The organism is Flagellimonas lutimaris, assembly GCF_051494225.1.
Lineage (GTDB): Bacteria > Bacteroidota > Bacteroidia > Flavobacteriales > Flavobacteriaceae > Flagellimonas > Flagellimonas lutimaris_A.
This window is the reverse complement of sequence record NZ_JBNPYE010000016.1, coordinates 1-15,624: the sequence shown is the minus strand read 5'-3', so window position 1 is coordinate 15,624 and position 15,624 is coordinate 1. Positions and strand designations below refer to the sequence as shown.

Annotated in this window: 10 protein-coding genes and 2 tRNA genes; 8 read left to right on the top strand and 4 right to left on the bottom strand. The window is 40.6% G+C overall.

The features are described from left to right. Positions 1–111 precede the first annotated feature (111 nt). Positions 112–1,653 (top strand): NAD(P)H-hydrate dehydratase, encoded by a 1,542-nt coding sequence (locus ACQQ5U_RS18935; RefSeq protein WP_437399970.1) that lies wholly within the window; start codon positions 112–114, stop codon positions 1,651–1,653. On the opposite strand, the gene ACQQ5U_RS18930 is transcribed toward ACQQ5U_RS18935, so the two are convergent. Both ACQQ5U_RS18930 and ACQQ5U_RS18925 read right to left on the bottom strand, forming a co-directional pair. Next, positions 1,650–2,069 carry an STAS/SEC14 domain-containing protein gene (locus ACQQ5U_RS18930; protein WP_437399968.1) on the bottom strand — a complete coding sequence of 140 codons (420 nt, stop codon included), beginning with the start codon at positions 2,067–2,069 and terminating at the stop codon, positions 1,650–1,652. The genes ACQQ5U_RS18935 and ACQQ5U_RS18930 overlap by 4 nt on opposite strands. A gap of 155 nt (positions 2,070–2,224) precedes the next feature. Next, positions 2,225–4,783: an ATP-dependent Clp protease ATP-binding subunit gene (locus ACQQ5U_RS18925; RefSeq protein ID WP_119608927.1), complete on the bottom strand. Its 2,559-nt coding sequence runs from the start codon at positions 4,781–4,783 to the stop codon at positions 2,225–2,227. A gap of 261 nt (positions 4,784–5,044) precedes the next feature. Between ACQQ5U_RS18925 and gyrA the strand changes: the two genes are divergently transcribed. Together gyrA and ACQQ5U_RS18915 are read left to right on the top strand one after the other, a co-directional pair. Next, on the top strand, positions 5,045–7,573 hold the full coding sequence (gene gyrA / locus ACQQ5U_RS18920) for a DNA gyrase subunit A (protein ID WP_437399966.1): 2,529 nt from the start codon (positions 5,045–5,047) through the stop codon (positions 7,571–7,573). Positions 7,574–7,612: 39 nt separating this feature from the next. Continuing rightward, positions 7,613–8,875, top strand: coding sequence for a tetratricopeptide repeat protein (locus ACQQ5U_RS18915; protein WP_437399964.1), 1,263 nt, complete (start codon positions 7,613–7,615; stop codon positions 8,873–8,875). Positions 8,876–8,923: 48 nt separating this feature from the next. On the opposite strand, the gene ACQQ5U_RS18910 is transcribed toward ACQQ5U_RS18915, so the two are convergent. Together ACQQ5U_RS18910 and ACQQ5U_RS18905 are read right to left on the bottom strand one after the other, a co-directional pair. After that, positions 8,924–9,676 carry an NlpC/P60 family protein gene (locus tag ACQQ5U_RS18910; protein WP_437399962.1) on the bottom strand — a complete coding sequence of 251 codons (753 nt, stop codon included), beginning with the start codon at positions 9,674–9,676 and terminating at the stop codon, positions 8,924–8,926. Positions 9,677–9,696: 20 nt separating this feature from the next. Further along, positions 9,697–10,872, bottom strand: a complete 1,176-nt coding sequence (locus tag ACQQ5U_RS18905) for an acetyl-CoA C-acyltransferase (RefSeq protein WP_437399961.1) — start codon at positions 10,870–10,872, stop codon at positions 9,697–9,699. Positions 10,873–10,986: 114 nt separating this feature from the next. Here ACQQ5U_RS18905 and ACQQ5U_RS18900 point away from each other — a divergent pair, with 114 nt between their 5' ends. From ACQQ5U_RS18900 to ACQQ5U_RS18880, 5 genes are all read left to right on the top strand, one after another. Beyond that, positions 10,987–13,023, top strand: coding sequence for an HD family phosphohydrolase (locus ACQQ5U_RS18900; protein ID WP_437399959.1), 2,037 nt, complete (start codon positions 10,987–10,989; stop codon positions 13,021–13,023). Positions 13,024–13,137: 114 nt separating this feature from the next. Beyond that, a tRNA-Ser gene (locus ACQQ5U_RS18895) sits at positions 13,138–13,221 on the top strand. A gap of 17 nt (positions 13,222–13,238) precedes the next feature. Further along, positions 13,239–13,313: transfer RNA gene (locus ACQQ5U_RS18890), tRNA-Pro, on the top strand. A 217-nt stretch (positions 13,314–13,530) separates the two neighbouring features. Beyond that, positions 13,531–14,772 (top strand): site-specific integrase, encoded by a 1,242-nt coding sequence (locus ACQQ5U_RS18885; RefSeq protein WP_437399957.1) that lies wholly within the window; start codon positions 13,531–13,533, stop codon positions 14,770–14,772. 262 nt (positions 14,773–15,034) lie between these two features. Continuing rightward, the gene (locus ACQQ5U_RS18880) at positions 15,035–15,553 is read left to right on the top strand and encodes a BfmA/BtgA family mobilization protein (protein WP_437399955.1); all 519 of its coding nucleotides are present in this window, start codon (positions 15,035–15,037) and stop codon (positions 15,551–15,553) included. Positions 15,554–15,624: the final 71 nt, after the last annotated feature.

Genomic DNA, 15,624 nt, shown 5'->3' with positions numbered 1-15,624 from the left:
TAACTCCATTGCTCTGTAATGAGGTGATAAATGTAGTACTTTTGAATACTTCATCAAATCATTGGTGTTGTTTTTGCGAAATCGATACGAATAATCAATTTTTATTGCTGAATGAAAATTTTTTCTGCACATCAAATCTATCAAGCTGACAAATTCACAATCCAAAAAGAACAAATAAAGAGCGAGGAACTTATGGAAAGGGCAGCTACCCAGCTGTTTGAGTGGATGCATTCCCGTTTGCGTGGCACCCAAGTCAATATAAAATTATTCTGTGGTATCGGAAATAATGGGGGAGATGGAATGGTGCTGGCCAGAAAGTTGCATGAGCATGACTACTCCATTAAGGCGTATGTGGTGAATTATAGTGAAAAACGTTCGGAGGATTTTCTGTTGAACTTGAAGCGGTTAAAGGATGGCAAGGTTTGGCCAGATTTTATCAACGAAGAAAGTGACTTGCCCGAGATTTCACCCAATGACATAATCGTAGACGCTATTTTTGGTATTGGATTGAACCGTGCGCCCGATGATTGGGTTGGGAATTTGATTGAGCACATCAACGATTCAAGGGCTTTTACCTTATCTGTGGATATACCTTCGGGATTGCCCGTGGATAGCAGTCCTTGGAAACCATCCTATGCTATACGAGCCAGTTATGTGTTAAGCTTCCAGGTGCCTAAATTGGTTTTCTTTTTACCCGAAACGGGGGTGTATGTTAATCAATGGGAAATATTGGATATTGGATTGGACCAAGAGTTTATTGCCAAAACCGAGACAGATTTTGAATTGATTGGGCGGCCGGAGGTCTTACCATTGTATCGACCACGACTTAAGTTTTCGCATAAAGGAACCTATGGTCATGCAGTAATCATTGGTGGCAGTTACGGTAAAATAGGTGCCGTGCAATTGGCTAGTAATGCCTGTTTGAGCGTTGGTAGCGGCTTGGTAAGCGCTTTTGTTCCAAAATGTGGATACAACTCCTTGCAAACTGCAATTCCGGAAGTGATGGTATTGACGGGTTCTCGAGAAAAGAATATTGCGGAGATAGATATTCCTTTTGAACCTACGGTTATTGGCATTGGGATGGGCATGGGTCTAGATGATGATACCGTTTCGGCCTTTGGCACTTTTTTGAAGAAATGTACAAAACCAATGGTCATTGATGCAGATGGGTTGAATATTTTATCCCAAAACCCTCAAATGTTGAGTGATGTTCCAGAACTATCCATCCTGACCCCTCACCCAAAAGAATTGGAACGATTGATTGGATATTGGACCTCGGATTTTGAAAAGTTGGAAAAAGCCAAGGCTTTTGCTACCAAACATAACCTCGTGGTCGTAATCAAGGGAGCTCATACCATCACTATAAATAATGGAAAAGGTTATGTAAACACCACGGGTAATCCAGGTATGGCCACAGCGGGCAGCGGAGATGTTTTAACGGGGATGATCACAGGCCTGATGGCACAGGGGTATTCGTCTTTAGACGCATCAATTTTTGGAGTGTATCTGCACGGTTTGGCAGGTGATTTAGGGGTATCCTCAATAGGTTATGAGGCATTGAAAGCATCAATGATTGTAGAAAATATTGGTAATGCTTATTCAGAATTGTTTCGTCAACCTGAAATTGAGCAGAAAGAAAAGCCCAATGGTTAGGCACTGTTCCTTCCTTTTTTAGATTTTAATTTTTTCTGTACCCAGGCCAAAGCATTGTCAAACTCTATAAAAAACTCCATTTGTTTTTTGTAGAACATTTTTTCAATGTTGAAATTGTGCATGTCTATTTCCTTTTTGGAAACAATGGCGAAGGCTTTGAGGTTGTCCATCCCTCTAAGGTAGTTATAAACGGTAGGATCTACGGCATAGGAATTTTGTCTTAAACTGATGTAACCAAAATCCTTGTCCCTAAAGTGTATTTCCGAAATTCCAATGATTTGATAGGTCCTCTCCAAAGTTATTGTAGCACCTTCATCAAAAGAAGCGACCATGTAGTTATCAAAAACCTGTACGGTTCCGATTTCCAGTTGATACTCGCGTACCACTACGGTCTTCTTTTTAGAAGTTATTTTCATCCCCAAGTGTAATTATAGTGTCTCGCGTATAAAATTAAAGGGGAAGGGCAGGGTGCGAAAAAATAATAGATTAAAGGCGTAAATATCGTTTGTATGGTAAGTCTAGGACATAAAAAAAGCTGACCTTAGGTCAGCTTTTAAATTGTTCTTTGAATTTATTTTTCTGCTTCGGGTGATTTTTCCGCCTTTTTTATTTTAATGGTGAGTTCTTCTTTCTTCTCATCCAGGTCCATAAAAATACTGTCACCTTCTTCCAATTTCGAGTTTACAATTTCCTCGGCAAGTGCGTCCTCAATATATTTTTGAATGGCTCTTTTAAGAGGTCTGGCTCCGTATTGTTTATCAAATCCTTTGTCTGCAATGTAATCCTTTGCTTTGTCTGAAAGATTCAAGTGGTAACCAATTTCCATGATTCTTTCATACAACTTGTTCAGTTCTATATCGATGATTTTGTGAATATCTTCTCTTTCCAAAGAATTAAATACTACAACATCGTCTATCCTGTTCAAGAATTCAGGTGCGAAAGCCTTTTTCAAGGCGTTTTCGATTACGCTTTTCTGGTGAGTGTCAGCTTGAGCTTTTTTAGCAGCGGTACCAAAACCTACGCCTTGTCCAAAATCTTTCAATTGTCTTGCACCGATATTGGATGTCATAATAATTATGGTATTCCTGAAATCGATTTTACGCCCTAGGCTATCGGTAAGGAATCCATCGTCCAATACTTGTAACATCATGTTGAACACATCGGGGTGTGCTTTTTCTACCTCGTCCAATAGCACTACAGAATATGGCTTCCGGCGCACTTTCTCCGTTAATTGTCCACCTTCTTCGTACCCAACGTATCCTGGAGGTGCTCCTACCAATCGGGAAATGGCGAATTTCTCCATGTATTCACTCATGTCAATACGAATCAGGGCATCTTCGGAATCAAAAAGTTCCTTTGCCAATATTTTGGCCAATTGGGTTTTACCAACACCTGTTTGACCAAGAAATATGAACGAACCTATAGGTTTATTTGGATCCTTAAGTCCCGCTCGGTTACGTTGGATGGCCCTTGCCACTTTGGACACGGCTTCATCCTGACCGATGACAAATCCTTTGATAAGATTTGGCAATTCGGCCAATTTATTACTTTCAGTCTGGGCTATTCTATTCACGGGAATACCGCTCATCATGGAAACTACATCGGCAACGTTATCTTCGGTAACGGTCTCTCTGTGTAGCTTGCTTTCTTCTTCCCAGCGTTCTTGTGCAGAAGCCAATTCTTTTTCGAGTCGCTTTTCGTCGTCCCTAAGTTTGGCCGCTTCTTCGTATTTCTGTTTTTTGACTACGCTATTCTTCAATTCGCGAACATCTTCCAACTGGTTTTCCAGCTCCAGAATTTGTTTTGGTACATCCATGTTCACAATGTGAACACGGGAGCCGGCTTCATCCAAGGCATCAATGGCCTTGTCCGGAAGAAAACGGTCGGTCATATAGCGGTTGGTCAATTTTACACAGGCCAAAATAGCCTCATCCGTATAGTTTACGTTGTGGTGCTCCTCGTACTTGCCTTTAATGTTCATCAAAATTTCGATGGTCTCTTCCACGGTAGTGGGTTCTACCATCACCTTTTGGAATCGACGCTCTAAAGCACCATCTTTTTCGATGTATTGTCTGTATTCGTCTAGCGTGGTTGCTCCAATACATTGAATCTCCCCTCTTGCCAATGCAGGTTTGAACATGTTGGAAGCATCTAAGCTTCCGGTTGCTCCACCAGCACCAACAATGGTGTGTATCTCATCAATGAACAAGATAATATCATCATTCTTCTCCAGCTCGTTCATAACGGCTTTCATTCGCTCCTCAAACTGGCCACGGTATTTTGTGCCTGCGACCAAAGAAGCCAAATCCAAGGTTACAACTCGCTTGTTGTAAAGAATTCTTGAAACCTTTTTATTGATGATGCGTAATGCCAAACCTTCGGCGATGGCACTTTTACCAACACCAGGTTCGCCGATCAACAACGGGTTGTTCTTTTTTCTTCTACTTAATATTTGGGAAACCCGCTCAATTTCCTTTTCTCTGCCCACTACGGGGTCCAATTTGTTTTCTTCGGCCAACCGGGTAAGGTCCCGTCCAAAATTGTCCAGAACAGGGGTTTTGGACTTTTTGCTTCCTTTTTGTGAAGCACTTCCTGAGCCGAATGAACTTTCTTTGCTATCTCCCATATCGTCTGTGTCCCCGGGGAAAGATTCCGCTTGGGGTGTGTCAATGTAGTCATCGTCACTGGTGATCATGGATTTGAACTGTTCCTTGACATTGTCGTAATCCACTTTCAGTTTGTGCAACAACTTGGTTGTAGGATCATTCTCGTTCCTAAGGATACATAGCAGTAAGTGTGCTGTGTTAATGGAAGAACTTTGAAAAAGCTTAGCTTCCAAAAAAGTGGTCTTCAATGCCCGTTCTGCTTGTCGGGTCAAGTGAAGATTCTTTTTGTCCTTCTGTATTGTACCTGTATTAGGATTTGCCGGACTCAGTATTTCCACCTTTCTTCTCAGGTGGTCCAAGTCAACATCGAGTGCATCCAATATATTTATGGCCTTGCCATTTCCGTCTCTTAAAAGACCTAGCATAAGGTGCTCCGTGCCAATAAAATCATGGCCCAGTCTCAGGGCTTCTTCCTTGCTGTATGCTATAACGTCTTTTACGCGGGGGGAAAAATTATCGTCCATACGTTTCTTTTTCAGCAATTAAAATTAATAAAAGTATTGTTACGGTGGTCAAATACCGTACCCTTATTCGATAAAGTAGTGGTAAATGTCGGAATAATTGCGGTTTTATGGTGATTTAACAAAGCTTTATTATCACATTCTTGATAATACGCGCAATGTTGATAATTTTTTTAATAAAGTATTCGCAAAGCGTTATAAAGGCTGCTATTTTCTGTATATTGCCATGATAATTTAACCACAAAAAAACAATAATAAATAAGCATGGCGGAAGGAGAAAAGTTAATTCCTATTAATATAGAGGATGAGATGAAATCTGCCTACATTGATTATTCAATGTCGGTCATTGTGTCACGTGCCCTGCCAGATGTTCGTGATGGTTTAAAGCCTGTTCATAGAAGAGTGCTCTATGGAATGCACGATTTAGGAGTAAGGTCTTCAAGTTCCCATAAAAAGTCTGCCCGTATTGTAGGGGAGGTTTTGGGTAAATATCACCCCCATGGTGATTCTTCGGTGTATGATACCATGGTGCGTATGGCACAAGAGTGGAGTTTAAGGTATATGCTTGTAAACGGTCAGGGTAACTTTGGTTCCATAGATGGGGACAGCCCGGCAGCCATGAGATATACGGAGGCCAAGATGCGCAAGATTGCGGAAGAAATGTTGGCCGATATCGATAAGGATACTGTTGATCATCAACTTAATTTTGATGATACATTAGAGGAGCCTACTGTATTGCCTACCCGTATTCCAAACCTTTTGGTAAACGGGGCTTCTGGTATTGCTGTAGGTATGGCCACCAATATGCCACCGCACAATTTGACTGAAGTGGTAGATGGTATAATTGCCTACATAGATAACCACGATATTGAGATAGATGAGCTCATTACACATATTAAAGCTCCGGATTTTCCAACCGGGGGAATCATTTATGGATATGATGGTGTAAAGGAAGCTTTCCATACAGGTCGTGGACGTGTAGTAATGCGTGCCAAAGCAACTATTGAAGAAGTTCAGGGGAAAGAGAGTATTGTTGTTACCGAAATCCCTTATCAGGTCAATAAGGCGGATATGATCAAAAAGACCGCCGATTTGGTCAACGAAAAGAAAATAGAAGGTATATCCACCATTAGGGACGAGTCCGATAGAAACGGAATGCGTATCGTATATATTTTGAAACGAGATGCCATTCCAAACATTGTGCTTAACATGTTGTACAAGTACACGGCCCTTCAATCTTCTTTCAGTGTCAATAATATTGCATTGGTCAATGGTAGGCCCGAATTGTTGAACTTAAAGGAAATCATCCACTATTTTGTGGAGCATAGGCACGACGTTGTGGTTCGTAGAACCAAATTCGAGCTTAAAAAAGCTGAAGACCGTGCACACATCTTGGAGGGACTTATTGTTGCTTCAGATAATATTGATGAGGTAATTGCCATCATCAGAGGCTCTTCCAATGTTGAGGAGGCACGTAATAAACTGATTGAACGTTTCAAGTTGACCGAGGTTCAGGCCAAGGCCATTGTAGAAATGCGCTTGCGTCAACTTACTGGTCTGGAACAGGATAAATTGCGCGAGGAGCATGCGGAACTTTTAAAGTCCATCGAGGATTATAAGGATATTCTTGAGAAGAAAGAGCGCAGAATGCAGATCATCAAAGATGAACTTCTTGAAGTACAGGAGAAGTATGGAGATGATAGACGTTCTGAAATCAATTATGCGGGTGGTGATTTGAGCATAGAGGATATGATTCCCGATGAGCAAGTTGTGATTACTATTTCACATGCCGGCTACATTAAAAGAACACCACTTTCAGAATATAAAACCCAAAATAGGGGGGGAGTTGGTCAAAAAGCATCCTCTACCCGAAATGAGGATTTCTTGGAGCATTTGTTCGTTGGTACCAACCACCAATATATGTTGTTCTTTACCCAAAAAGGAAAATGTTTCTGGATGCGTGTTTATGAAATTCCAGAAGGAAGCAGAACATCCAAAGGTAGGGCTATCCAAAACTTGATCAATATAGAACAGGATGACAAGGTGAAAGCCTTTATCTGCACCCAAGACCTTAAGAATGAAGAGTATGTGAACAGTCACTTTGTGATTATGGCCACTAAAAAGGGTACGGTTAAGAAGACTTCTTTGGAACAGTATTCCAGACCACGTCAAAATGGTATCAATGCCATAACCATTCGTGAAGATGATGAACTCTTGGAAGCCAAATTGACAACAGGTACAAGTCAAATCTTCCTTGGTCTAAAATCTGGAAAAGCCATTCGTTTTGAGGAATCCAAAACAAGGCCGATGGGTAGAAATGCCTCTGGTGTACGAGGTATCAGATTGGCTGATGACAAAGATGAGGTTGTAGGTATGGTGTCTGTCCATAATTTTGAAGATGATATCTTGGTAGTGTCCGAAAGAGGTTATGGAAAACGTTCCAATATTGAGGACTATAGAATTACCAATAGGGGTGGAAAAGGAGTAAAAACCATTTCAATCACCGATAAAACTGGTGGCCTGGTTGCTATAAAGAACGTTACCGATACCGATGATTTGATGATTATCAACAAGTCAGGAATCGCCATCCGAATGGGAGTCGAAGACCTCAGGGTAATGGGTAGGGCAACTCAAGGAGTTCGCTTGATCAACCTTAGGGATAATGATTCTATAGCGGCAGTTGCCAAAGTTATGAAGGAAGACGACCCTGTAGATGAAGAGGACATCTTGGATATCGAAGTCAAAGGGGAAGATGGCACGGCTATTGATAATGATACGGAGGAAAAAGAATAAATAATAATCAATAAACACCAAATAATTTCAATTTTTAACATGAGAACAAAAATATTAATACTACTAGCCATAGGAATTTCCACTATGGGTTTTGCCCAGAAGGATGAGATGAAGGCTGCGGAAAAGGCACTAAAGGATGGTGATGCCGCAGCGGCAAAAGCTGCTTTGACAAGTGCTGCTTCCACTATTGACTCGGCCAAGGATAAAGAACAGGCCGAGTATTATGCACTCTTGGGAAATGTAAATTACGATTTGGCCAAAAAAGGCGACGTATCTGCATTCCAATCTGCTTTGGATGCTTATAACAAAGTAATTGAAGTGGAGGAAGCAAGCGGAAAATCTAAGTACTCTTCTGTTGCTCAGGAGAAAATGGCACAAATGACAGCTGATTTGGTCAACGCTGCAGTTGAGGATAACAACAATCAGAAATTTAGTGAGGCGGCCAAAAAATTGTACATGAGCTATAATCTTAGTCCAAAAGATACGGTATATCTATATTATGCAGCAAGTAGTGCAGTAAATGGACAAGATTATGAAGAAGCATTGAGGTATTACAAAGAGTTAAAAGATGTGGGCTACAGTGGGGAATCTGTTACTTACACTGCAGTGAATATTGAGTCTGGAGAGACAGAGACCATGGATAAAGCTACGCGTGACCTATATGTGAAAGCGGGTACGCACAAAGATCCAAAGGAAGAGGTTAGTCCATCTAAAAAACCGGAAATCGTTAAGAACATTGCTTTGATCTACCAGCAAATGGGGGATAATGAAAAAGCGGTGGAAGCTTATGCTGATGCGAGATCTGAAAACCCAGATGATGTAAACTTGGTTTTAGGCGAAGCCAACTTGTATTATGCAATGGGTGATAAGGATAAGTTTAAAGATTTGATGGGACAAGCCTCTGCCATGGCTCCAGACAATGCTGATTTGCTTTACAATATTGGTGTAATAAATATGGAGCAAGGAAACTTGGAAGATGCAAGGGATGCTTACAAAAAAGCATTGGCCATCGACCCAGGCTACATCAATGCTCTTTTAAACCTTTCTACTACCTATGTGAACGAAGGTAACGGTCTTATTGATGAAATGAATGGATTGGGTAATTCTAAAGCCGATATCGCCAGATACGATGAGCTTAAAGAAAAGAAGGATAGCCTTTTTAGAGAAGGTGCCAATGTTTTGGAAGATGCTCTTCAATCAAACCCAGATAACGAAAGTATCTTGACCCAGTTGAAAAATATTTATGGAGCTTTGGGTGACAATGAAAACTTCATGAGAATCAAAAAGCTTTTAGGAGAATAAAAATTTATTTTTCCCTTAAAAAAAAGCCCCGATAGTTCGGGGCTTTTTTTATATCACTTTTTTAATGACCCTAAGCTGATGGGTGTACAGCTTTTCATCGGAATTGAAGATTCCAGTATGGTCAATCCTGTCGATTCTGACGTGTCCGTTCACATGGATAATATAGTTGTCCCGTAAAATAATTCCAACATGGTTTATGATACCTTCGTTATCATCAAAAAAAGCCAAATCCCCAGGTTCGCTCTCTTCAATAAAGCTCAAAGCTTCCCCTTGTGCGGATTGCTCTTCTGCCGTCCGTGCCAAGTTATATCCATTGATTTTATAGACCATTTGGGTGAAACCGGAACAATCTATTCCAAATGGCGTCTTGCCTCCAGACAGAAAGGGTGCCTTTAAGTACAAGATAGCCGTATCCACCAAACTGTCTTTGGGTTTTTTGCCAGAATGTATACTACCTTCAAAAGTATGGTTCAATAGGGCAGGTGAATTAATCATAGATCCCATTAATATGGGTAATAGCATACCATCATCCGTACAAATATGGGATATTATGTCAGAACATATTTTTTGTTGTTCTACTGACTCAATATCATTATAAACTTGCTCAGGAATAAAGGTTAGCTGGTTGTTGGGTATCCAACCTTCAAAATTGTCGTAAGCCGCTCGAATCCTACTCCATTTTTTTCTGCTCTCCAAAACCTTAAAATGCTCGCCATATAATAATTGGGATGACATTTCGGCACAATCGTCCGGATTTGTTCTAATCGGAACAATACTTAGAGGACAAATTCCATATTGCATTTACTGTACAGATTGAATCACTAATTTCTTTCCAAAATAATGGACGAAGCTCCACCGCCACCATTACAAATTGCCGCAGCTCCCAGCTTGGCATTGTTTTGCTCCAATATATTCAATAATGTAATTGTGATTCTGGCTCCGGAACATCCCAAAGGATGCCCTAAGGATACTGCGCCACCATTCACATTTACCTTCGAATCGTTAAGTCCAAGAATTTTCATATTGGCCAGTCCAACCACGGAGAAAGCTTCATTGACCTCAAAAAATTCAATGTCATCTATGGAAACCCTGGCACGATCTAATGCCTTGGGCAAAGCCTTTGCGGGTGCTGTGGTAAACCATTCAGGTTCTTGGGCCGCATCAGCATAGCCTTTAATTGTAGCCAAAGGGGTTAGTCCCAGTTCCTTGGCTTTTTCTTCACTCATTAAAACTACTGCCGCTGCACCATCGTTAATGGTGGATGCGTTGGCTGCCGTAACGGTTCCATCTTTGGAAAAAGCAGGTCTTAGAGCGGGAATTTTTTCCAATATCACATTTTTGTATTCTTCATCTTCACTTACAACGATAGGCTCACCTTTTCGTTGAGGTACTTCGACGGGAACTACTTCATTATCAAATTTACCGGCCTTCCATGCTTCGGCAGACCTTTTATAGGATTGTATGGCATAAGCGTCTTGGTCTTCTCTGCTAAATTCATATTCGGCAGCACAAGCATCGCCACAAACTCCCATGGCATTTTGGTCATAGACATCCACAAGCCCATCTTTCTGCATCCCGTCCACTAGAGAGGAAGGGCCAAATTTGGTCCCTTTTCTCATGTAAACATAATGAGGGATTAAACTCATGTTTTCCATACCCCCGGCCACAACAATGGAGTTATCGCCCAAGGCAATGGATTGTGCTCCTTGCATAATAGTTTTCATGCCAGAGGAACAAACTTTATTAATCGTGGTACAAGGTACTGTATTGGGTATGCCAGCATAAATTGCGGCCTGCCTAGCTGGTGCTTGGCCCGTACCTGCCTGTACCACATTGCCCATTAAAACTTCTTCAACAAGTTCGGGTTTTAGACCAATTTTGTCCAAAGCCCCTTTAATGGCCACTGCACCCAATTTTGGTGCAGGAACACTGGATAACGCTCCCATAAAACTCCCTATTGGTGTTCTGGCAGCGGAAACGATTACTACTTTTTTCATATGTGCATTTTTAACTCTTGCGAAAATACTAAATTTAAATGCAAAGCGATAAGGAACTTGGGCAACGTACTTCTTATATATATTTTCTATTTTTGAAGCTAACAGTTTTAGGGAATGGGAAAAACTTTGGATAATGTATATAAACACCAATCGCTTGTCTACAAGTATTTCCTGTATGTGGTTTCGGTAGCCTTGATTGTATTCTTTTTTCCAAAAGGAGGAAAATTTAAATACGACTTTCAGAAAGGTAAGCCATGGCAATATGAAAATTTATATGCCCCTATTGATTTCTCCATACAAAAGACCCAAGAAGAAATAGAGGAGGAGCAATCTGCTATCCGTACAAACAAAACCGACTATTACTCTTATAATGCTTCTTTGATTTCAGATGTAAAAGCAGAAGTTGATGAAGGACTGAACACACTATTTCAATCTGCTAATTTTTCTTCACAAGAGCGGCGGTACCTTCGAGAACTTTCAGAAGATGTGATTGAAGGGACTTATACCAATGGGATTTTTCAAAACATTCCTGAATCCGAATCTGTTGTAGTGGTAAAAAACAATGAGGCCCAACCTGTTTCCCCTAGTGATTTTGTAGGTCTGGAAAAGGCGAAAATGGGAGTATCGGACAGACTTTCGGATATTGACAGGGAAGGAGTATTTCGTTTGCAAGGGATTATACGAAACAGTCTTAAAGCCAATCTTTTTTATGATGAGGCCCTTACGGAAAGTGCATTGAGCGATGAGCTTTCCAAGATTTCTTTTACTCGGGGAGAGGTGGATCAAGGGAAGCTGATTATTGCCAAGGGAGAGATTGTGGAGTCGGAAGATTTTAAAATATTGAACTCCCTTAAGGATGAATACGAGTCCGAGCTCTGGATGGGAAACAATTACTATTTTATTTTATTGGGCTATACCATTCTGGTAGCATTGGTGCTGATTATGTTGTTCCTGTTCTTAAAACGATATAGAATCGAGATATTCCAAAATAACAACAAGGTGACGTTTATTTTCTTCAACATCTTGTTGATGGTTTTTGCCACAACCTTAATGGTCAAGCATTACGAAAGCTATATATATGTGGTTCCCCTTTGTATTTTGCCATTGGTGTTGAAAAACTTTTTTGATGCGAGATTAGGACTCTTTGTTCATGTATTGACCGTTTTGATTCTTGGATTTGTAGTGCCCAATAGTTTTGAATACATCTTTTTGCAGATTATCGCAGGTATTGTTACCATTCTAACCGCATCAGAGTTGTATAAGCGAGCCAATCTATTTATTTCTGTAGGTCAGATTACCTTGATTTATATCATTGGTTATTTTGCTTTCCATGCCATTCATGAGGGGAACTTGCAAAATATTGAATGGATTTTGTTCGGTGTTTTCGTTTTGAATGGCCTTTTAACGCTCTTTGCACAGCCATTGATTTATATGTTCGAGAAAATTTTTGGACTTGTCTCGGATGTTTCTTTGTTGGAGCTTTCCGATACCAATTCTAAATTACTAAAAGAACTTTCGGACAAGGCACCAGGAACCTTTCATCATTCTTTGCAAGTTGCCAACCTTGCTGAAGCGGCAGCTAATGAAATAGGGGCCAATGCTATGTTGGTCAGGGTAGGGGCGCTTTACCATGATATCGGTAAAATGGAAAACCCGACCTATTTCACCGAAAACCAGATTACAAGTGTTAATCCACATGATGACCTACCACCAAAAGAGAGTGCTAAGATTATTATAGACCATGTGATTCATGGGATTGAAATAGCTAGAAAAAATAATATTCCCGATCGCGTTATTGATTTTATAAGAACCCACCATGGAACAACCGTGGTATATTATTTTTTTAAAAAGCAGCAGGAGCTAGATCCAGGGGTAGATACTGAAAACTTTAAATATCCAGGGCCAATACCTTTTTCCAAGGAAACTGCCATTTTAATGATGTCCGATGCTGTGGAGGCTGCTTCCAAGAGTCTTAAAAATCCAACTTTTACCATTATTGATGAGTTTGTAGAAAAGATTGTGAAGGGGCAAATGCAGGCCAACCAGTATTTAAATGCCAATATTACGCTTAAGGAAATAGAAATGGTAAAGAAAGTGCTTAAACAAAAGCTTACCAATATCTATCATTTACGGGTGGAATATCCTGAATAGCAGGGGGATGCTAAAAGTTGCATTAAAAAAATGAAAAAATAGTTGCGATCTTTCATCTGAAAGGGTACATTTGCATCCGCATTTTCAGAGTGCACGTTCTTAAGAAATTAAATAGGAGAGGTGCCGGAGTGGTAACGGAGCAGATTGCTAATCTGTCGGCGGGTAACTGTCGCCTGGGTTCGAGTCCCAGTCTCTCCGCTTTTTCCAAAACACCTCGGGGTGTAGCGTAGCCCGGTTATCGCGCCTGCTTTGGGAGCAGGAGGTCGCAGGTTCGAATCCTGCCACCCCGACGAACCACTAAATAGGTGGTATTAAAGCACTGTTAATCGACTGATTGACAGTGCTTTTTGTTTTTTATGCATTCATCTGATATCAATTGAAACCATATAAAAGGTGTAGAGTTCGGTGAATGGTTCGGTACGTTTCTTGTGCATAATTTAGCTTCAGTTTGACGCTGTTTATGGGTGTTTTGCAAACCAGTTTTGTCAAACCCAAAAATTATGTATTATGCGCAATTCCAACACTTTAAAGGTTCTAATCTTCACAAGGGACATTTCCAATAACCCTAAAAAATTGACCATTTATGCCCGTATCACCGTCAATGGAAAACGTGCCGAGATAAGTTTGAAACGTTATGTTTCGGTGAATGAATGGGATGAAAATAAGGGCAGACTCCATGGACTTACCCATAAGGCCCGTTTGTTGAACAGCTATTTGGATGAGGTTTACGGTGAAATCATGGATACCCATAAACAGTTGTTGCGTGAGGACAAGATTATAACCTCACAAGCCATCAAAGCCCGTTATCTTGGACAGGATGAAGAGCACAAGACCCTTATGGAGCTTATCAAATATCATTACGAATCACAAAAGAACAAGCTTCGTCCGGGAACCATGAAAAACTATTATGGCACGGAAAAGTATCTCAAAAGGTTTTTGGAGCAAACCCGAAGACTTCAAGACATCAACTTAAAGCGATTAAACTATAAGTTCATTACTGATTTTGAGAACTATTTGATAAATGGGCCTGATCTGCAAAAGGGAAAGAAGTGTACCAATAATGGGGCAATGAAACATTTGGAGCGGTTAAGGAAAATGGTAAACCTTGCCGTGAGGTTGGAGTGGTTGGACAAAGACCCGTTTGTAAACTATAAAAAGCATTATAAGAAGAGTGAACGCTCTTTTTTGACCGAAAGAGAACTCAGGCTCATTGAGGATACAACATTTTCAGGAAGGGGGTATGAGAGGGTCAAGGACACCTTTCTTTTTTCATGTTACACGGGATTGGCCTATGGAGATGTAAAGGCACTGGATATTGATCATATGCGGTTCGGTATAGATGGGAACCTTTGGATCCATACGAAAAGGGAAAAAACTGATGAAGCGGTCAAGGTTCCATTACTTCCCAAAGCAAAACAAATCTTGGATAAATATAAAAACTGCAATGAAAGATTGGTACATGGAAAGTTGTTACCTGTATTGAGCAATCAAAAGACCAACAGTTATTTAAAGGAGATTACAAAGGCTTGTGGAATCTATAAGAATATTTCTTTCCATACTGCCAGGCACACTTTTGCCACAACGGTAACCCTATCCAATGGAGTACCGATAGAAACCGTTTCCAAAATGCTAGGCCATACCAAATTGACCACTACCCAAATCTATGCCAGAGTATTGGAAAATAAGATAGGGGAGGACATGCAAAATCTGATAGAACATATGCAGACCAAAAAAGCAGCCGAAGGATGATAAGGCTGTATTCATTCGGTCCCGCTTGCGGGACGTAGGAATAGCAAGAGGGTGATGCGCAAATTGCGCCATCACGGTTGTTTTCGGGTCTTCAACAAGTTGAAAACCAGTTAATTGAGTGGATTTCAGAATTCTATACAAAATTTAGGGCTACAGTAGACTTTTCCGAAATCTACAGTAAACCCTTTGGGAAGCCCAATAAACACTGGAAATTTTTGACGAAAAAATTGACGCAATTTGACGAAAAAACAAAATCGCACCTATGGAAAAGCAATCTACAAATGGCAGAACAAAGAAAGGGACAGGGGGTTATTCCAACATCACGGTAAAGAAAGAAACGGCCACTCGTTTTCGGAGCTATTCCAAAAAGTTCGGCAAATCGCATAGTGAGGTGTTGGATGGAATGATACAATACTTCAAGGAGAACAACCTTGACCCTTTTGGAGAGGGAACAAAGATCATTGTTGACAGTATCAAAAAGTTGGAGCGTCAGATGATGAAAAAGTTCGATAGGCTCATCGCCATTATAAAGAACATGGAAAAGACAAGTATCCGGCCGACCTATGAAATGATGTTGATACTTTATGAGGCCTATGTAAAAGATGGAAGGAAACCAAGACGGAAACCCGTCCAGATACAGGAAGAGCGAATGGATTTTTTGGAGCCTAGAAACACCGTTCCGAAAACAGAGCACGAGAGAATACTCAAAGAATTTGAAAGCTATATGGACTTGCAACAAAAAAGTGGACAATTAGATAAGAGTCATGCTGCTATTTTTTGATTATACAATTCTATTTCAATTTCCTCTATAGTCTTATATCCCAAAGAGGAGTGTATTCTTCTTCTGTTATA

Excerpts from the sequence above, each read along its gene's own strand:
- ACQQ5U_RS18925 (WP_119608927.1), bottom strand. The coding sequence starts at position 4,783 with ATGGACGATAATTTTTCCCCCCGCGTAAAAGACGTTATAGCATACAGC.
- ACQQ5U_RS18915 (WP_437399964.1), top strand. The coding sequence starts at position 7,613 with ATGAGAACAAAAATATTAATACTACTAGCCATAGGAATTTCCACTATG.
- gyrA (WP_437399966.1), top strand. The coding sequence starts at position 5,045 with ATGGCGGAAGGAGAAAAGTTAATTCCTATTAATATAGAGGATGAGATG.
- ACQQ5U_RS18935 (WP_437399970.1), top strand. The coding sequence starts at position 112 with ATGAAAATTTTTTCTGCACATCAAATCTATCAAGCTGACAAATTCACA.
- ACQQ5U_RS18905 (WP_437399961.1), bottom strand. The coding sequence starts at position 10,872 with ATGAAAAAAGTAGTAATCGTTTCCGCTGCCAGAACACCAATAGGGAGT.
- ACQQ5U_RS18885 (WP_437399957.1), top strand. The coding sequence starts at position 13,531 with ATGCGCAATTCCAACACTTTAAAGGTTCTAATCTTCACAAGGGACATT.
- ACQQ5U_RS18900 (WP_437399959.1), top strand. The coding sequence starts at position 10,987 with ATGGGAAAAACTTTGGATAATGTATATAAACACCAATCGCTTGTCTAC.
- ACQQ5U_RS18910 (WP_437399962.1), bottom strand. The coding sequence starts at position 9,676 with ATGCAATATGGAATTTGTCCTCTAAGTATTGTTCCGATTAGAACAAAT.
- ACQQ5U_RS18880 (WP_437399955.1), top strand. The coding sequence starts at position 15,035 with ATGGAAAAGCAATCTACAAATGGCAGAACAAAGAAAGGGACAGGGGGT.
- ACQQ5U_RS18930 (WP_437399968.1), bottom strand. The coding sequence starts at position 2,069 with ATGAAAATAACTTCTAAAAAGAAGACCGTAGTGGTACGCGAGTATCAA.